The organism is Microbispora sp. H13382, from assembly GCF_014161445.1.
Lineage (GTDB): Bacteria > Actinomycetota > Actinomycetes > Streptosporangiales > Streptosporangiaceae > Microbispora.
On record NZ_JABBXA010000007.1, the window covers coordinates 156250 to 173566 of the forward strand.

The 17317-nt window shown below is 72.8% G+C and carries 14 protein-coding genes and 1 pseudogene; 6 read left to right on the forward strand and 9 right to left on the reverse strand.

Going from position 1 to position 17317, the window contains the following annotated elements; genetic code table 11:
* Positions 1–41 precede the first annotated feature (41 nt).
* A complete protein-coding gene (locus HHX41_RS16580; RefSeq protein WP_169980201.1) occupies positions 42–413 on the reverse strand; it encodes a DUF4267 domain-containing protein in 372 nt (123 codons plus the stop codon).
* A gap of 88 nt (positions 414–501) precedes the next feature.
* Between HHX41_RS16580 and HHX41_RS16585 the strand changes: the two genes are divergently transcribed.
* A complete protein-coding gene (locus tag HHX41_RS16585) occupies positions 502–1074 on the forward strand; it encodes a TetR/AcrR family transcriptional regulator (RefSeq protein ID WP_182906663.1) in 573 nt (190 codons plus the stop codon).
* A 19-nt stretch (positions 1075–1093) separates the two neighbouring features.
* Here the strand turns inward: HHX41_RS16585 and HHX41_RS16590 are convergent, their stop codons facing one another.
* Positions 1094–1690 (reverse strand): TetR/AcrR family transcriptional regulator, encoded by a 597-nt coding sequence (locus HHX41_RS16590; RefSeq protein WP_182906664.1) that lies wholly within the window; start codon positions 1688–1690, stop codon positions 1094–1096.
* A 199-nt stretch (positions 1691–1889) separates the two neighbouring features.
* Between HHX41_RS16590 and HHX41_RS16595 the strand changes: the two genes are divergently transcribed.
* Positions 1890–3383, forward strand: coding sequence for an MDR family MFS transporter (locus HHX41_RS16595; RefSeq protein WP_169980736.1), 1494 nt, complete (start codon positions 1890–1892; stop codon positions 3381–3383).
* Between the two features lie 144 nt (positions 3384–3527).
* Here HHX41_RS16595 and HHX41_RS16600 read toward each other — a convergent pair whose 3' ends face one another.
* The 3 genes from HHX41_RS16600 to HHX41_RS16610 form a co-directional block, all read right to left on the reverse strand.
* Entirely contained in the window at positions 3528–6014 is a 2487-nt protein-coding gene (locus HHX41_RS16600; RefSeq protein ID WP_182906822.1) for a polynucleotide kinase-phosphatase, read from the reverse strand.
* Positions 6011–7660 (reverse strand): 3' terminal RNA ribose 2'-O-methyltransferase Hen1, encoded by a 1650-nt coding sequence (locus tag HHX41_RS16605; protein WP_182906665.1) that lies wholly within the window; start codon positions 7658–7660, stop codon positions 6011–6013. Before HHX41_RS16605 ends, HHX41_RS16600 begins: the two co-directional genes overlap by 4 nt.
* A gap of 95 nt (positions 7661–7755) precedes the next feature.
* A complete protein-coding gene (locus tag HHX41_RS16610) occupies positions 7756–8682 on the reverse strand; it encodes an LLM class F420-dependent oxidoreductase (protein WP_182906666.1) in 927 nt (308 codons plus the stop codon).
* A gap of 92 nt (positions 8683–8774) precedes the next feature.
* On the opposite strand from HHX41_RS16610, the gene HHX41_RS16615 reads away from it, so the two are divergent.
* Positions 8775–9983, forward strand: coding sequence for a hypothetical protein (locus HHX41_RS16615; RefSeq protein ID WP_169980190.1), 1209 nt, complete (start codon positions 8775–8777; stop codon positions 9981–9983).
* A 156-nt stretch (positions 9984–10139) separates the two neighbouring features.
* Here the strand turns inward: HHX41_RS16615 and HHX41_RS40640 are convergent.
* Positions 10140–11089 (reverse strand): annotated as a pseudogene (locus HHX41_RS40640) (NADP-dependent oxidoreductase).
* A gap of 101 nt (positions 11090–11190) precedes the next feature.
* Between HHX41_RS40640 and HHX41_RS16625 the strand changes: the two are divergent.
* Entirely contained in the window at positions 11191–11748 is a 558-nt protein-coding gene (locus tag HHX41_RS16625; RefSeq protein WP_220504120.1) for a TetR/AcrR family transcriptional regulator, read from the forward strand.
* 13 nt (positions 11749–11761) lie between these two features.
* Here HHX41_RS16625 and HHX41_RS16630 read toward each other — a convergent pair whose 3' ends face one another.
* Positions 11762–13006 (reverse strand): class I SAM-dependent RNA methyltransferase, encoded by a 1245-nt coding sequence (locus HHX41_RS16630; protein ID WP_182906668.1) that lies wholly within the window; start codon positions 13004–13006, stop codon positions 11762–11764.
* Between the two features lie 75 nt (positions 13007–13081).
* Positions 13082–15124, reverse strand: a complete 2043-nt coding sequence (locus HHX41_RS16635) for an APC family permease (protein ID WP_169980182.1) — start codon at positions 15122–15124, stop codon at positions 13082–13084.
* A 106-nt stretch (positions 15125–15230) separates the two neighbouring features.
* Here HHX41_RS16635 and HHX41_RS16640 point away from each other — a divergent pair, with 106 nt between their 5' ends.
* Both HHX41_RS16640 and HHX41_RS16645 read left to right on the forward strand, forming a co-directional pair.
* Positions 15231–15899: a TrkA family potassium uptake protein gene (locus tag HHX41_RS16640; protein ID WP_182906669.1), complete on the forward strand. Its 669-nt coding sequence runs from the start codon at positions 15231–15233 to the stop codon at positions 15897–15899.
* A complete protein-coding gene (locus HHX41_RS16645; RefSeq protein WP_169980178.1) occupies positions 15899–16567 on the forward strand; it encodes a TrkA family potassium uptake protein in 669 nt (222 codons plus the stop codon). Before HHX41_RS16640 ends, HHX41_RS16645 begins: the two co-directional genes overlap by 1 nt.
* Positions 16568–16624: 57 nt before the next feature.
* Here HHX41_RS16645 and HHX41_RS16650 read toward each other — a convergent pair whose 3' ends face one another.
* A complete protein-coding gene (locus HHX41_RS16650; RefSeq protein WP_182906670.1) occupies positions 16625–17317 on the reverse strand; it encodes a DUF3159 domain-containing protein in 693 nt (230 codons plus the stop codon).

Consider the following 17317-nt stretch of genomic DNA (forward strand, 5'->3'; position numbering starts at 1 on the left):
GTGGGAGTCCTTGCGTCGGGAGTGGCAACGGCGGGCGGGAATCAGACGGCGAAGAGCAGGGCGGCGCTGATGAGGACGATCACGGCGGTCGCGAAGTGGATGCCGAACGCGACCGCCCGGGTGCCGCCGTTGCGCAGCACGATCAGGGTGTCGCCCAGGGGCAGCAGGGCGACGATCAGCATGTACCAGGCCTCGGCGCGGGCGCCGGCGAAGACCAGCAGAGCCAGTCCCAGCAGGCCGTAGCCCCCGTCCCGCAGCCCCTTGATCGTCAGGTAGGCCACGTCGCCGTCCTTCTTGGCCGGGACGCCGTAGCCGGCGGCCGCGGCGTGCGGCACGAGCAGGAAGCGGGCGCCGATGAACAGGACGAGCAGGTTGAGGACGACGGCGAGGCCGTACGCGATGGGGGTGAGCATGTCTCTCTCCGAGGACTAGCAGCGCTAGGAACGAGAACGAAGCTAGCAGAGCATTGCCACTAACGCTAGCGCTGCTAGAGTTCCAAGCATGTCCATCCAGTCACGCAGGGAGCGCGAGCGCGCCGAGCGCGAGAAGCTGATCGTCACGGCGGCCCGGGAACTGGCCGAGGCCGAGGGCTGGGAGGCGGTCACGACCCGGCGGCTGGCCGAGCGGGTCGAGTACAGCCAGCCGGTGCTCTACAGCCACTTCAAGGGCAAGGACGCGATCATGGCGGCCGTCGCCGTGGAGGGCTGCGCCGACCTGGCCCGGGAACTGCGCGCGGCCCGGACCGCCGCGCCGGACGCCCACCGCGCCCTCGCCGGCGTCGGCGCGGCCTACGTGGCCTTCGCCGACCGGCACCCGGCCCTCTACGACGTGATGTTCAGTCAGGCCGTCCCGCTGCCGTTCGCCACCCCCGAGGCCCCGCCCGCACTGCAGGCGGCCTTCGGCGAGCTGGCCGAGGCCGTCCGCCCGCACGCGGGCGACGACAGCCTGGGCGCGCTGACCGAGACTCTCTGGGCCGCCCTGCACGGCCTGGTGACCCTCATGCGCGGCGGCCGGCTCCCGCGCGAGCACCACGAGCTCAGGCTCGGGCTGCTCCTGGCCCGCTTCACGGGCTGAGCCCGGCGGGCACCGGGGCTCAGCGGAAGGGCTGCGCCAACTGGTCGAGGGCCTGCTCGACGATCTGCGAGAGCGGGCGGGCCTCCTGCTCCTCGATCCACACGTGGGTGGCGATGCGCAACGCGACCAGGAAGGCGGCGGCCATGATCCGCGACTTCAGGTCGGCGGCGGGATCCCCCGGCCGGTCGCGTTCGCCGATCGCCTGGACCAGATCCCGTTCCAGCGCGGCATGGTTGGCGAGCTGCCGGGCGAGCAGGGAGGGGTGGCGCTTGGTGAGCGCGGTGCGCACCGCCCACTCACGGTCGAGCTCGCCCATGTCCTCCAGCATGTCGCGCACGGCCCCGCGCAGCGCCTGCCAGCCCGGCTCCCCCGCCGGCCGTTCTCGGACCGCACGGACCAGGAACCGGACGCGCTCCTCCTCGCCGTACAGGAGGGCGTCCTCCTTGCTGCCGAAGTAGTTGGAGAAGGTCCGGCGCGAGATGTTGGCGGCCTCCACGATGTCGTCGACGGTGACGTGGTCGAGCCCACGCTCCACGGCGAGCCGCAGCGTGGCCTTGTGGATGGCCTGCCGCGTCTCGGCCTTCTTACGCTCGCGCAATCCCGCCGTCGGTTCCATGGTGGGTTCAGCTTAGCCGCTTAAACATTGCCCACCGGGCAAAGTTGCCTGCTGGGCATGTATCGTTGACCGGTAATCCCCTTCGAACTCGCATTGGAGGCTGCGCGTGAGCGCACCCACGCTGCCGGAGACGGGGGCCAAGAGCCACCGGCAGGTACTCGAAGCGCTGAGCGGCCTGCTCCTCGTCCTGTTCCTCGCGATGATCAGCAGCACGATCGTGTCCGTCGCGCTGCCACAGATCATCGGCGCGCTGAACGGCACCCAGTCTCAGTACACCTGGGTGGTCACCGCGGCCCTGCTCACCACGACCGCCTCGACCCCCATCTGGGGCAAGCTGGCCGACCTGTTCAGCAAGAAGCTGCTGCTCGAGGTCGCCATCGGCATCTTCCTCGTCGCCTCGCTCGCCTGCGGCTTCGCGCAGAACACGCCGATGCTGATCGCCTTCCGCGCGGTGCAGGGCCTGGGCATGGGCGCGCTGCAGATCCTGGTCCAGGTGGTCATCGCCGCCATGATCAGCCCGAAGGACCGGGGCAAGTACAACGGCTACCTCGGCGCGGTCATGGCCGTGGCCACGGTCGGCGGGCCGCTGCTGGGCGGCCTGATCACCGACACGTCCTGGCTGGGCTGGCGGTGGTGCTTCTTCCTGCCGATCCCGTTCACGGCGATCGCGCTGATCATCCTGCACCGCACGCTCGACATCGCCACGGTCCGCCGTCCGGGCACCTCGGTGGACTACCCCGGCGCGATCCTCATCGCCGCCGGCGTGAGCATCCTGCTCATCTGGGTCACCTTCGTCCGCAACTCCTTCGACTGGATCTCCTGGCAGACCTTCGCCATGGTCGGCTCCTCGGTGGTGCTGCTCGGCATCGCCGTCTGGGTGGAGTCCGCGGTCCGCGAGCCGGTCGTCCCGCTGCACGTCATCCGGCGGCGCACGCCGGCCCTCGCGATCCTCGCCAGCCTGGCCGTGGGCATGGCCATGTTCGGCGGCGCGGTCTTCCTGGGCCAGTACTTCCAGATCGGCCGCGGCTACACCCCCACCGAGGCGGGCCTGCTCACGATCCCGATGATGCTCGGCGTCCTGGTGTCGTCCACGATCTCGGGGCGGATGGTGTCCCGCAGCGGCCGGGTCAAGCCGTACATCCTCGTCGGCTCGATCGTGCTCACGCTCGGGTTCCTCGTCCTGTCCACGATGGACCACGACACCTCGCTGGTCCTCGTCGGCGGCGGCATGCTCGTGGTCGGCGCCGGCGTCGGCATGTCCATGCAGAACCTCGTGCTGGCCGTGCAGAACACCGTCCCGCTGCGCGAGCTGGGCGCCGCCAGCGGCGCGATCACCTTCTTCCGCTCGCTGGGCGGCACGATCGGCGTCTCGGTCCTGGGCGCCGTCCTGGCCAACCAGGTCACCGCGAACATCACCACGGGCCTGGCCAAGGCCGGCATCCGAGTCCCGGCGTCCCAGAGCAGCGGCGGCGGCAGCCTCAACATGGGGGCGCTCCCCGAGCCGATCCGCGGCATCGTGCGCGCCGCCTACGGCGACGCCACCGGCCACATCTTCCTCATCTCGGCCTGCATCGCGGTCGTCGGCATCCTCGCCGTACTGTTCCTCCCGCAGGTGCGGCTGCGCGACAGCGTGGACCTGCCCGAGCCGGCCGCCGCCGGAGCGGACGCGCCCGCCGCGGCCGAGCCCCGCTGAGCCGCGTCTCCGGGTACGACCCCGGGCCCCGGGCACGGCCCCCCGCCGGTGAGGCGGGAGCCGTGCCCGGGGGCCGTCAGGCCAGAGACACGGCCCGTCAGGTCAGGGACACGGGCCGTCGGGTCACAGACGCGGGCCGTCGGGTCACAGACGCGGGTCGACCGGCTCGGACTCCAGCGCGAGGACGGCGAAGACCGCCTCGTGGATCCGCCAGAGCGGCTCACCCTCCGCCAGGCGCGCCAGCGCCTCGAGGCCGAGCCCGTGCTCCCGCAGCGCGAGCGACCGCTTCCTGCCGGTGAACCTTCGCCGAAGCACGTCGAGCGACTCGGTGTAGTCGGGACCGTAGATGATGCGCAGATACTCCCTGCCACGCACCTTGACACCCGGCTGCACCCGCCCCTCCGGGTGGGCGGCCGGTTTCACCACCATGCCCTCGCCTCCGGCCTCGGTCAGCGCCGTCCACCACGCGACCGCCGCCTCCCGCTCCCGCGGCGAGTCGAGGGAGACGAAGACGTGGCGGGTCGGCGCGACGAGCGGCGAGTCCATCAGCCCGAGCGTCTTCAGGTGCCACTCGTGCGGCTCCTCCACCGCCGTCGCCCTGCCCTCGCACGCGAGGATCTGGAACGGCGCGAGCCGTACGCCGTCGAGGCCCGAGACCGGCCAGCAGTAGCGGGCATAGGCGTCGCGGAAAAGGGCAGCGTTGTGGGCACGGCGGCGGGTGCGGTCGAGCAGAGGGCCTACATCCAGGCCACGTCCCGCCGCCATCTCCAGCGCCGCGACCGCCTCGGGCAGCGCCGCCCGGGCGGCCGCCCCCACCGAGGCGTACTGGTCGCGGATCAGCCCCTCCGCCTTGGCCGACCACGGCAGCAGCTCGCAGTCGAGCACCACCCAGTCGGTCTCCAGCGCCTCCCACAGCGGCGCCGCGGCCTCGCGCAGCCGGTCGACCAGTTCCGGCATGCGGGCGTCGAAGAAGGGCCGCCCGGTGCGGGTGTAGACGCTGCCCGCCGTGCCGTCGGCGACGGCGAAGCAGCGCGCCGCGGCCTCCGGCGTCCGCGCCAGCACGGCGATCGCCCGCGAGCCCATGTGCTTCTCCTCGCACACGACCCGGGACACGCCCGCGCGGGCGAACTCCTCGAACGCCTCGGCCGGGTGCTCCAGGTAGCCGTCCAGCGCGGAGGTCTCCGGCGGCGCCATGGTCGGCGGAAGGTAGACCAGCCAGCGGGGGTCCACGGCGAACCGGCTCATGATCTCCAGCGCGGCGCGGGAGTTCTCCTCCGCGATCCTGATCCGGCCGCCGAACCGCGACTCCACGAAGCGGGTGCCGTCCACGTCGCCGATGTCCAGCACGCCGGGATCGCGGGCGGGGGCCGGCGCTGTGAGGGGCCGCGTGGGCTCGTACCAGACCTTCTCCGCCGGGACCGAGACGAGCTCCCGCTCGGGGTAGCGAAGGGCGGTCAGCCGCCCGCCGAAGACCGCGCCGGTGTCGAGGCAGATCGTGTTGTTGACCCACTCCGGCTCAGGCACCGGGGTGTGGCCGTAGACGACCATGGCACGTCCCCGGTAGTCGTTCGCCCAGGGGTAGCGCACCGGCAGGCCGTACTCGTCGGTCTCCCCGGTCGTGTCGCCGTACAGGGCGAACGCCCGCACCCGCCCGGAGGCCCGCCCGTGGTAGGCCTCCTTCAGCCCGGCGTGCGCGACCACCAGCCGGCCGCCGTCGAGGCGGTAGTGGCTGATGAGCCCGTCCATGAACGTCCTGGCGGCCGCGCGGAACTCCGCCGGCTCGGCGGCGAGCTGCTCCAGCGACCGCTCCAGGCCGTGGGCCACCCGCACCTTGCGGCCGTCGAGCGCCCGGACCAGCTTCTGCTCGTGGTTGCCGGACACGCACAGCGCGGTCCCCGCCTCGACCATGCCCATGACCAGCCGCAGCACCCCCGGCGTGTCCGGGCCGCGGTCGACCAGGTCGCCGACGAAGACCGCCGTACGCCCCTCGGGGTGGACGGCGCCGTCCGGCCCGGCCTCCCAGCCGAGCTTCACCAGCAGCGACTCCAGCTCGGCCCGGCAGCCGTGCACGTCGCCGATGATGTCGAACGGCCCGGTGAGGTGGGTCCTGTCGGTCCACGCCTTCTCGTACGTGACGGCCACGTCGTCGATCTCGTCGCCGCGCAGGACGTGGACCCGGCGGAAGCCGTCCTTGGCTATCTTGCCGAGCGACCGGCGCAGCTCCTTGCGCTGCCGGGTGATCACGTGGGGGCCGAAGGCGCGGTCGGGGCGGGTCGCGTTGCGGGCGCGCGCCACCTCCTCCGCCACGTCGAGCACGATCGCGTCGGCGAGCACGTCGTGCGACCTGGCCAGCTCGATGAGCTTCTTGCGGGCCTCCCACTGCACGTTGGTCGCGTCCACCACGGTCAGCAGGCCCCGGCGCAGACGGATGCCCACGATGTGGTGGAGCAGGTCGAACGCCTCGGGCGTGGCCGTCTGGTCGTTCTCGTCGTCGGCGACCAGGCCACGGCAGAAGTCGGACGAGACGACCTGGGTGGGCGCGAAGTGCCGGGCCGCGAACGTCGACTTGCCGCTCCCGGAGATGCCGACGAGCACCACCAGCGACAGCTCCGGCACGCTGATCTCGGTCACGGCCGTCCCTCCACTCTGCTGAGAACCGCCATCTGGGTGGGCGGGCCCACCTCGGGGTCGTCCACGCCGACCGGCCGCAGATCGGCCGCGTAGCCGTACGTCTCGCAGACGCCCGCCACCCATCGGGCGAACTCCGCCCTGCTCCACTCGAACCGGTGGTCGGGGTGGCGCCGCGCCCCCGCGAGGAGCTCGTACCTGACGTTGTGCTCCACGTTGGGCGTGGTCACGATCACGTGTGCCGGCCGCGCCGTGCCGAAGACCACGCGCTCGAGCGCGGGCAGCCGCGGCGGGTCCACGTGCTCGACGACCTCCATCAGCACCGCGGCGTCGTACCCGGCCAGGCGCGCGTCGGTGTACGTCAGCGAGCCCTGGAACAGCTCCAGCCTGGACCGCTTGGCGTCCGGCATCCGCTCGGCGCGCAGGCGCCGCTTGGCCAGCGCGAGCGCGCGGGCCGACACGTCCATGCCGGCCACCTTGGCAAAGGCCGGCCTGTCCAGCAGCGCCGACAACAGCTGGCCCGAGCCGCACCCGAGGTCGAGCACGGTGCGGGCGCCGAGCTCCTCCAGCGCCGCCACGACGGCCTCGCGGCGCAGCGTGTTGAGCGGCACCCGCGCCTCACCGGCCCCGTCGCCCGGGGCGGACCCGTCGCCTGAGGTGGGACCGCCGTCCGGAGCGGAGCCGTCGCCTGAGGTGGGGCCGTCGCCGTACACGGGGCCGTCGTCTGGGATGGGACCGCCGTCCGGGCGCGGACCGGCGTCGCCGGAAGCCTCGGCATCCGGCTCCCGCACGATGTCGTCAACCACGGCGCGCTCTTCCGCGGTGTCGCCCACCGGGACGTGCTCCTCCGCCGTGTCTCCCTCGGCGGCGTGCTCCTCTTCGACCGGCGGGTCCAGGCTCTCCTCCACGTCGTCCCCGAGTTCGGCGAGACGGGCGAACGCGGTGCGGGTGAGCGCCCATCTCCGGCCGAGGTATCGGCGGGTGATCAGCCCCTTGTCCGGATGGGCGGCCAGCCATCCCTCCCCCGCGCGGACGAGCTTGTCGACCTCGTCGCCCGCCAGCCAGTAGTGCTTGGCGTCGTCCAGCACGGGGAGCAGGACGTACAGGTGGTTGAGCGCGTCGGCCAGGCGCACGCTCCCGCGCAGCGCGAGCCGCACGTACCGGGACTCGCCCCATTCGGGGAAGCCGGGGTCGAGCGGCACGGGCGCGGCGTCTACCTCCCAGCCCAGCGGCCCGAACAGCCGGTGCGCGAGATCGGCCCCTCCCCGGCACGGCAGCGCGGGCAGGGTGATCTCCAGGGGGATCGGCCCGTCCGCGAGGTCCTGCCGCGAGGCGCACCGCCCGGCCCGCGCCGTGCGGAACACGTCCGCGAGCGCCGACGCCAGCAGCGAGGACGCGGCGTACGGCCGGTCGTTGACGTACTGGCCGAGGGAGAAGTCGGGTGAGGACGAGCCCCGGGATCGGGCCAGCCGCACTGGGTCGACCTCCAGCAGCAGCGCCGCGGTGCACCGGTCCTCGCCCGCCTCCGGGTAGAACACCCTGGCGACGCCGAACGACCGCTCGAACTCCTGCACCCGGTCGGGGTGCTTGTGCAGGAGGAAGCCGAGGTCCGTGGCGGGCCGCAGAGTCGTCGAGATCGTGAGGAGCACCCGGCAAAGTGTGCCGGATGCCCCCTTTCGTTAGCGAGCGGAATTCCGCGCGATCCCGGCGCCGCCTCGGGTGGTGTCGCGGGCCGGGCGGCGGGTCACGCCGCCGACACGTGCGGCAGCACCTCGGCCGCGATCAGCTCCAGGTGCTCCAGGTCGTGCATGTCGAGGACCTGGAGGTAGAGCCGCTCGGCGCCCATCTCGGCGAACCGGCCGATCTTGTCCACGATCTCCTGCGGCGTGCCCGCCAGCCCGTTGACGCGCAGCTCGTCGACCCCGCGGCCGATATTGGCGGCCCGCCGGGCGACCTCCGCCTCGTCCCGCCCGGCGCAGACGACCTGCGCCGCCGACAGCAGGACGGTCTCCCGCCCCGCGTCGTCGCACGCCTGCCTGACCCGGTCGAAGGCCGCGGCGGTGTCCTCGGGGAGGTGGAACGGCACGTTGTACTCGTCGGCGAACCGCGCGACGAGCCGCGGCGTCCGCTTGGCGCCCCCGCCGCCGATGATGACGGGCGGCCGGGGCCGCTGCGCCGGCTTGGGCAGCGCCGGGGAGTCGGCCAGCCGGTAGTGCGCGCCCTCGAACGAGAACGGCTTGGCCGCCGCCCACAGCCCGGTCACGATCTCGAGCTGCTCCTCCAGGCGCTCGAACCGCTCCCCCAGGGAGGGGAACGGAATCCCGTACGCCGTGTGCTCCTCCTCGAACCAGCCGGTGCCGAGACCCAGCTCCACACGACCGCCGCTCATCTGGTCCACCTGGGCGACGCCGATCGCCAGCGGACCGGGCAACCGGAACGTCGCGGCGCTCACCAGCGTGCCGAGCCGGATGGTCGAGGTCTCCCGGGCGAGACCGGCCAGGGTGATCCACGCGTCGGTGGGGCCGGGGGCGGGATCGCCGTCGCCCATCCGCAAATAGTGGTCAGACCGGAAAAACGCGTCGAATCCGAGCCGCTCGGCGGCCTGCGCCACCCTGAGCTGATCGTCGTAACTCGCCCCCTGCTGGGGTTCGGTGAAGATCCTCAATTTCATCCGTCCATTATCCCCTCCCCTGAGTCCCCGGCTTGCTAGAGTGCGAGCCGCCTGTGCGCTCCGTGTTCGTATCGCAACTCAGGGTGGTGAGCGTGGACTCCGCACGTCATTCCCGCGAAGCGGGCCGCCCCCCGCGATCCCTCGTCCTCCTGGCGTCGGCCGCGCTCGTCGCGGGGACCGGCGCGGCGCTGTGGGCCCTGCCCCCGGCCCCGCCCGGCGGGTGGAACGTCGCATCCGGCGTCGCGGCCGGGACCAGGCCCCCCGCCGGTGCGCGGACCCCGGCCTCCGCCACGCCGGAGACGCTGGTCGCCGCGCGCCAGACGGTCACGGCGTCGCCCGCACCGTCCGCCGCTTCCCCCGCCGGCGGACCCACGGCCCGTTACCGGGGCTTCCTCGACGCCGCCGGTAGTCCGCACCCCGAACTGCTGGAGGCGGGCGTGCGGTCCTACAGCATCGGCCATGTCGTCGCCGGCCCCGGCGGTTGCGCTCCTCACTGGGCGGGGGTGCGGCCGCGGGGCGGGGAGGCCGTCGCCGCGCGGATCGGGCGGCTGCGGGCCGGGGGCGGCGAGGTGTGGCCGGCGTTCGGCGGGCCGTACGGGCAGGAGCTGTCGGTCGCGTGCGAGGACCCGGAGCGGCTGCTCGCGGCCTACCGGCGGGTCGTCGCCGCGCTGGCCCCTCCCGGCGTCGACTTCGAGCCCGCGGATCCGGCGATTCCGCCCGGGGGGCCGGAATGGACCGGCACGGCGGACCCGGAAGGGGAGGCGGTCGCCCACCGCCGCGCCGCCGCACTCGCCCGCCTGCAGCACGAGGCGCGGACCGGGGAGAGACCGACCGGCGAGGCCGGCTCGCTGCGGGTGACCTTCACGCTTCCCGCCTCCCCGGACGGTCTGAGGCCGGCCGACCGGGAGGCGTTGCGGATCACCAGGGAGGCGGGAGTGGAGATCGAGTCGGTCGGCCTGCTCGTGCCGATGAACACCGGTCCCACCGCGCTCCACGGCCTGGCCGTGGCGGCCCGCGCGGCGCGCCCGCAGATCGCGGCGGCGTTGGGCGTCCCGCCCGACGCGGCGTGGCGGCGCATGGGGCTGGTGCCCGTCCTCGCCGATCCGGGCGACCTGGGGCCGGGCGACGCGGCGCGGCTCGCGGCGTTCCGGGCCCGCAACGGCCTGGCCTGGCTGTCCCTGCGCGGCGCCAGACCGGCCGACGACGTCGTACGGATCCTGGCCAGGCCGTCGTCCCACCCCGGGGCCGGTGTCGCCCGGCCCGAAGCCGCGCCCGGCGACCGCGGCGTCCGCCCCTGGTGATCGTTGTCGCCGGCGCCGCGGTCCACGCGTGAGCGGCCGGCCGGGCGTATCGGTTCGCGGCGGAGGCCGCGATCGGCTCCGGAAGTCCCGGCCCGTGAGTGACGCGACGAGGGGTCTGGTGTCCGGCAGACACACCCGGCGAGTGCGCCGCGCGCCTCAGTCGTGCTCGCCGTGAGCGAAGGGAGCCGTGATGACGACCTTGCCCTGCCGTGGCCCTCGCGCGGCGGCCGCGTGCGCCTCGGCCGCCCGGTCCATCGGGAACACCGCCCGCACCGGGACCCGGAACCGCCCCTCTTTCGACAGTGCGGCCGCGAGGGCGAGACCGTGCCGCCCGTGCGGCTCGCCGCCGAGCGCACCCTGAGAGACGGCGACACCGAGCTCCGGGCCGGTGAAGTCCGCGATGGTGAGGACCGACGCCGGCGTACCGGTGATCGCGACGAGCTCGCGGAGCGAGCCGGCGCCGGCGACGTCGAGCGCGAGATCGGCCCGTCCGCCGGCGACATCGCGGACGCGCTCGGCGAGCCCCGGCCCGTGGGCGACCGGGACCGCGCCGAGCCGGGAGATGAAGGCGTGGTTCTCCGGACGGCCCGTGCCGATCACCCGGGCGCCGCGGGCGACCGCCAGTTGGACGGCGACGCTGCCGACGCCGCCGGAGGCGCCGTCGATCAGGAGCGTCGTTCCCTCGCGTACGCCGAGCCGGTCGAGCGCCCGGGTGGCGGTCTCGACGCTCGTGCCGGCGGCGCCGGCCTCCTCCCACGACATCGAGGGCGGCTTCGCGGCCCAGAACGCCAGCACGGCGAACTCGGCGGCCGCGCCGCCCAGCCGCGAGACGTCGACGGCGCCGAAGACCTCGTCCCCGAGGGCGAAACCGGTGACGCCGTCGCCGACCTCGTCGACCAGCCCGGCGGCGTCGACGCCGGGGATGTGCGGCAGGGGAGCCGCACGCGCGACGGCGACGTGCCGGCGCGCAGCGCGAGGTCGACCGGTGCGACCCCGGCGGCCCTGACTCTGACGCGCACCTCCCCGGGACCCGCGTGCGGTTCGGGGCACTCCCCCACTCTGAGGACCTCGGGGGGACCGAACCGGTCGAGGCGCACTGCAAACATAATCACCTATCAGGCTGTTCCGACTGGGCGTCGACCACGGTATGCAGACAAGCCGGAGCGGATGCCTCGGATCGCCGGAAGTGAGAGGGGCGCGGACCACATTGACTCGGAAATTCCGGACGGACGCGGAGCACAACCGGCGGCGCATCGTGGCGGTCGCCCGTGCCGCGTTCGCCGCGGACGGGCTCGACCTGCCCGTGCACGAGATCGCCCGGCGTGCCGGTCTGGGCGTCGCGACCGTCTACCGGCACTTCCCGTCGCGGCAGGACCTCGTCGGCGCCGTGCTCACCGAGCAGGTGGCCGTGTGCGGCGCCCAGATGCGTGCCGCCCTGGACGATCCCGACCCCTGGCGCGCGCTGCGCGCAACCGTCCACCGGTTCGCCGAAAACCAGGTACGGCACCGCGGGCTGAACGAGGCGCTGCTCGGTTCCCATCCGGCGGGCGCGGCGTTCGCAGGGCAGCGCCGCGCACAGGCCCGAGGTCTCGAGCAGCTCGTCGAGCGGGCCCGGAGCGCGGGCGGCGTCCGTCCCGAGCTGTCGGTCGAGGACGTGCGGATCGGCCTGAGGGCCATCGCCTCCTTCCGCGCCGGTTCACCCGAGGGCGGGATCCTGGCGGTCCGGAGGCTGGCGGACCTCCTGGTCGCCGGCATGTCCCGCTGAGGCGGCGCCGGGATCAGTCCCTGACGAGCAGGGCCACGCACTCCACGTGGTGGGTCATCGGATACTGGTCGAAGGCCCGCAGGTCCTCCAGCCGGTAGCCGTGCTGACCGAACCACGCGACGTCCCTGGCCAGCGTCGCCGGGTCGCACGAGACGTACACCACGCGCGAGGCCTCGAGGGCGGCGACGCGCTCGACCACCGGGCGGCCGAGCCCCGCGCGGGGCGGGTCGGCCACGACCAGGTCGGCCCGGTCGATCCGCAGCCGGTCGAGCGCCTCCTCGACCCTGCCCCGCTCGACCCGCGCCTGCGGCAGGTCGCGCAGGTTGAACCGGGCGTCCTGCGCCGCCTGCGGCTCGGACTCGATGCCGAGCACGGCCCCCTCCGGGCCGACCGCCCCGGCCAGCGCGGCGGCGAACAGGCCGGCGCCGCAGTACAGGTCGAGCGCCCACTCCCCCGGCTCGGGCCGGCCGAAGTCGAGCACCGCGTCGAGCAGCGTGGCCGCCGCACCCGGGTGGACCTGCCAGAACCCGCTGGCGGTGACCCGGAAGTCCCGTTCACCCACCCGCTCGGTGAGCGAGGCCCGGCCGCGCAGCGCGCGTGTGCCCCGCCTGCCCTCGTCGAGCAGGACCGCGGCGTCCACGTCCGGGATGACCGCCCTGCGGCGCGGCTCGGGTTCGACGATCACGGCGCGCTCGCCGCCCGAGGCCGCCACCACCTCGACCGAGGCGGCTCCCGGCCAGGCGAGGCGTTCCGCGCCGACGCCCTCGACGGCGGGGTGCGCGATGAGGCACTCGGTGACGTGCTCGATCTCGTGCGACCGGTGCTTGCGCAGCCCGGCCGTGCCGTCCCGGTCCACGGCGAACCGGACGCGGGTGCGCCACCCGAGGCCGTCCTCCGACCCCGGCACCTCCTCGACCACGACCTTGATGTCCAGGCCCGCCAGCCGCCGGAACTGCTCGGCGACCACGTCGGCCTTGAGCCGGCGCTGCGCCTCCAGCGACGCGTGCTGCCAGTCGCAGCCGCCGCACCGGCCGGGGCCGGCGAACGGACAGGGCGGCGTGACCCGGTCGGGTGAGGGCTCCAGGATCTCGACGGCGTCGGCCCGCAGGAACCGCGCGGTCTCCTCGGTCACCTCGGCCACGACCCGCTCGCCGGGCAGGGCGTGCCGGACGAACACCACCCGGCCCTCGTGCCTGGCCACGCACCAGCCGCCGTTGGCGACGGCGTTCACCGTCAGCTCGAGCCGTCCCTTGTTCATCCGGTCGGCCTCTCTCGTCTCGTCATCGGTCTTGAAATGTGCGGCATGCCGCACCGGTCGCAGGCGGACGGACTGTCACGTCTTGACCTGCGTGTCCTTCGGCGGCGGCTGGTAGGAGCGGCGGGACGCGCCGGGCGCGACCGGCTCCCTGCGGCCCTTGAGACGGTCGGAGGAGGCGAGCTGGAACGGCACGCTCGTGACCATGACCCCGGGCTTGAACAACAGCCGGCCCTTGAGCCGCAACGCGCTCTGGTTGTGCAGAAGGTGTTCCCACCAGCGGCCGACCACGTACTCGGGGATGTAGACCGTCACGACGTCGCGCGGCGAGCGCCGCCGCAGCGACTTCACGTAGTCGAGCACGGGACCGGTGATCTCCCGGTACGGCGAGTCGAGGATCTTCAGCGGTACGTCGATGCCGCGCCGGTCCCACTCCTCCCTGAGCCTGTTCGCCTCGTCGGCGTCCACCATGACGGTCACGGCCTCCAGGCTCGACGGGCGGGTCGCCCTGGCGTACGCGAGCGCGCGCAGCGTCGGCTTGTGGATCTTCGAGACGAGCACGATCGCGTGGTTGCGAGCCGGCAGCATCGACTCGTCGATCTCGCTCTCCTCCGGCGCGGCGAGCTCCTCGGCGACCCGGTCGTAGTGCCGCCTGATGCCCTTCATCATCAGGAACAGCACCGGCATCGCGATGCAGACGATGTACGCCCCGTGGGTGAACTTGGTGGCGAGCACGACGACGAGCACGAGCGCGGTCATGATCGCACCGAAGCCGTTGATCAGCCGCGAGCGCATCATGTGGAAGCGCGCCCTCGCGTCGCTCTCGGTCCTCAGGTGACGGGTCCAGTGCCGGACCATGCCGATCTGGCTGAGGGTGAACGAGACGAACACCCCGACGATGTAGAGGTTGAGCAGCTTGCTCACGTCCGCGTCGAACGCCCAGATAAGCAGGCAGGCCCCGGCCGCGAGGATGACGATGCCGTTGCTGAAGGCGAGGCGGTCGCCCCGGGTGTGGAGCTGACGCGGCAGGTAGCGGTCCTGGGCGAGGATCGACCCGAGCACCGGGAAGCCGTTGAACGCGGTGTTGGCCGCCAGGAACAGGATGAGGGCGGTCACCGCGGCGATCACGACGAACAGGACCGAGCCGTTGCCGAAGACGGCCGACGCGACCTGCGCGATGATCGGCTGCTGGTAGTAGCCGGGCCCGGCCGGGTGACCGTTGATGATGATGTCCCTGGCCGCGGTGGCGGGGTCGGCCACCGTCACCCCGGACTTCAGGCCGAGGAAGATGATCCCGCTGAACATCGTGACCGCGATGAGGCCCATCATCAGCAGCGTCGTCGCGGCGTTCCTGCTCTTGGGCTTGCGGAAGGCCGGCACGCCGTTGCTGATCGCCTCGACACCGGTCAGCGCCGCGCAGCCGGAGGAGAAGGCGCGCAGCACCAGGAACGCCAGCGCGAACCCGGCCAGGTCCGCCTGCTCGGCGACGAGTTTGTAGTCCGCCGTCGGGGCACGTAGCTCCTCGCCCAGTACGACCAGGCGGAACAGCCCCCACAGGATCATGCCGATGACCGCGGCCATGAAGGCGTAGGTCGGAACAGCGAAAGCGACACCCGATTCCCGGATGCCGCGCAGGTTCATGATGGTCAGCAGTACGACGATGGCTATCGCTACCAAGGGGCGATGCTCGGCGACGAAGGGAATCGTCGCGCCCACGTAGTCGGCGCCGTTGGCGACCGACACCGCCACGGTCAGCACGTAGTCGACGAGCAGGGCGCTCGCGACGGTCAGCCCCGCCGTCGGTCCCAGGTTCGTCGTGGCCACCTCGTAGTCGCCGCCGCCGCTGGGGTAGGCGTGCACGTTCTGCCGGTAGGACGCCACCACGACGAGCATGACGAGGACGACCCCCGCCGCGACCCACGGGCTGATGCTGTAGAGGCCGACCCCGGCGATCGACAGGATGATCAGGATCTCCTGCGGCGCGTACGCCACAGAAGACAGTGCGTCACTGGCGAAGACGGGCAGCGCCACACGCTTGGGCAGCAGCTGATGGTGGAGCGCGGTGCTTCGCAGAGCCCGCCCCACGAGGAGCCGCTTGACAAGATCTGGCACCTTGGACACGTCTGTTGAGCCTAGTCCCCCCGTGTCGTGCCCGGGTCATGCGGTGCGCCATGAGGGCGACATACTGTCTGCAATAGGAGACCGCCACAACCCACGGCGGGGGAGCATGCATATTGTGATCATGGGATGCGGACGGGTCGGCTCGACCCTGGCGCACATCCTTGAGGACAACGGGCACTCGGTCGCCGTGATCGACCGTGACCCGCAGGCCTTCCGGCGGCTGCGGGCAGGCTTCCGGGGCCGCAGGGTAACCGGCATCGGCTTCGACCGCGACGTCCTGGAAGAGGCCGGCATCGCCTCGGCCGCCTCCTTCGTGGCCGTCAGCAGCGGGGACAACTCCAACATCATCTCCGCCCGGGTCGCCCGGGAGATGTTCGGCGTGGACAACGTGGTCGCCCGCATCTACGACCCCCGCCGGGCCGAGGTCTACCAGCGGCTCGGCATCCCCACCGTGGCGACGGTCCGCTGGACCGCCGACCAGATCCTGCGCCGGGTGCTGCCCGAGGGCGCGGAACCCCTCTGGCGGGACCCGACCGGTACGGTCGTCCTCGCTGAGGTGGTCTTCCACCAGGGCTGGATCGGCACCCGGGCCAGGGGGATCGAGAACGTCACCGGCGCGCGCGTGGCCTTCCTCAACCGCATGGGCGAGGCGCTCGTGCCGAAGGACGCGACCGTCGTCCAGGAAGGGGACATCCTCCACCTGGTCGCCGCCGAGAACGACATGGACCGCATCAACAAGATGCTGTCCGCCCCGCCGTCCGACGAGGAGCACTGATGCGCGTCACCATCGCCGGCGCCGGAGCCGTCGGCCGCTCCATCGCGGCGGAGCTCCTGGAGAACGGCCACGAGGTCCTGCTCATCGACATCGACCCCCACGCCATCAAGATCGACAGTGTGCCGCGGGCCGAGTGGCTGCTGGCCGACGCCTGCGAGATCTCCTCACTGGACGAGGCCGGGCTGAACAGCTGCCAGGTCGTGATCGCCGCCTCCGGCGACGACAAGGTCAACCTCGTGGTCTCGCTGCTCGCCAAGACCGAGTACGGCGTGCCGCGGGTGGTCGCCCGGGTCAACCACCCCAAGAACGAGTGGCTGTTCAACGAGTCGTGGGGCGTGGACGTCGCGGTCTCCACCCCGCGTCTGCTGTCGGCCCTGGTCGAGGAGGCGGTCAGCGTCGGCGACCTGGTGCGTCTCATGACCTTCCGGCAGGGTCAGGCCAACCTGGTGGAGCTCACGCTGGCCGAGGACGCGCCGGTGGTGGGCCAGCGGGCGGGCTCGGTGCCGTGGCCGGTGGACGCCGCCCTCGTGGCGATCCTGCGCGAGGGCCGGGTGCTGGTCCCCTCGGCCGACGACCCGCTGGAGGTCGGCGACGAGCTGCTGTTCGTGGCCAACCAGGAGGTCGAGCACGAGCTCACCGTCCTGCTGTCGGCCCACGGACGTTCCTGACCCGCACGAACTCAGGCCCCGGGACACGCGCCCGGGGCCTTCCTTCTTCGCGTTCCGTCAGACGGACGGCTGAACGGGCGGCTGGGCGGACGGCTGGAGACCGGGCTCGATCGGGGTGCGGCCCCGGGCGAGCACCCACACCATCGCGGCCAGCGCCGCGACCTGCAGCGGCCAGCCCAAGGCGATCTTGGCCACGCCGAGAGCGGTCACGTGGTCCGCCCAGTAGAGCGGCAGTTGGACCACCACCCGCAGCAGGCAGGGCAGCATGAGCAGCCACGTCAGCCGCGAGCACAGCCGGACCAGCGCGGAGTCGTTGTGCCAGGCCGTCGGGTCGCCGGTCACCGAACCGATCAGGAACCCCACGACCGGCCAGCGGACCACGATCGACAGCAGCATGCCGGCGGCGTAGGCCCCGTTGTAGAGGATCCCCGGCAGGAACACGTCCTTGGCGTCGCCGGTGCGGGTCGCGAAGAACGCGCCGATGCCGATGCCGACAAGGCTGTTGAGCACGAACTGCGGCGTCGTGCGCTGCGCGAGCCGCACCAGCAGGAGCACCACCGCCGAGGCGATGCCGACGATCAGCGAGGCCTTCAGCTGGCTGGTGCCCACCCACGTGCCGGTGAAGGCGATCGTGGGCACGGCCGCCTCGACGATCCCGCGCCTGCCGCCCAGCGCCTTGCTCATCTGGGCACGAACGGCCGCCTCAACGGTGGCGTGCGCCGCAGGGGCCGTCATGTCGGCTGTGCTCAT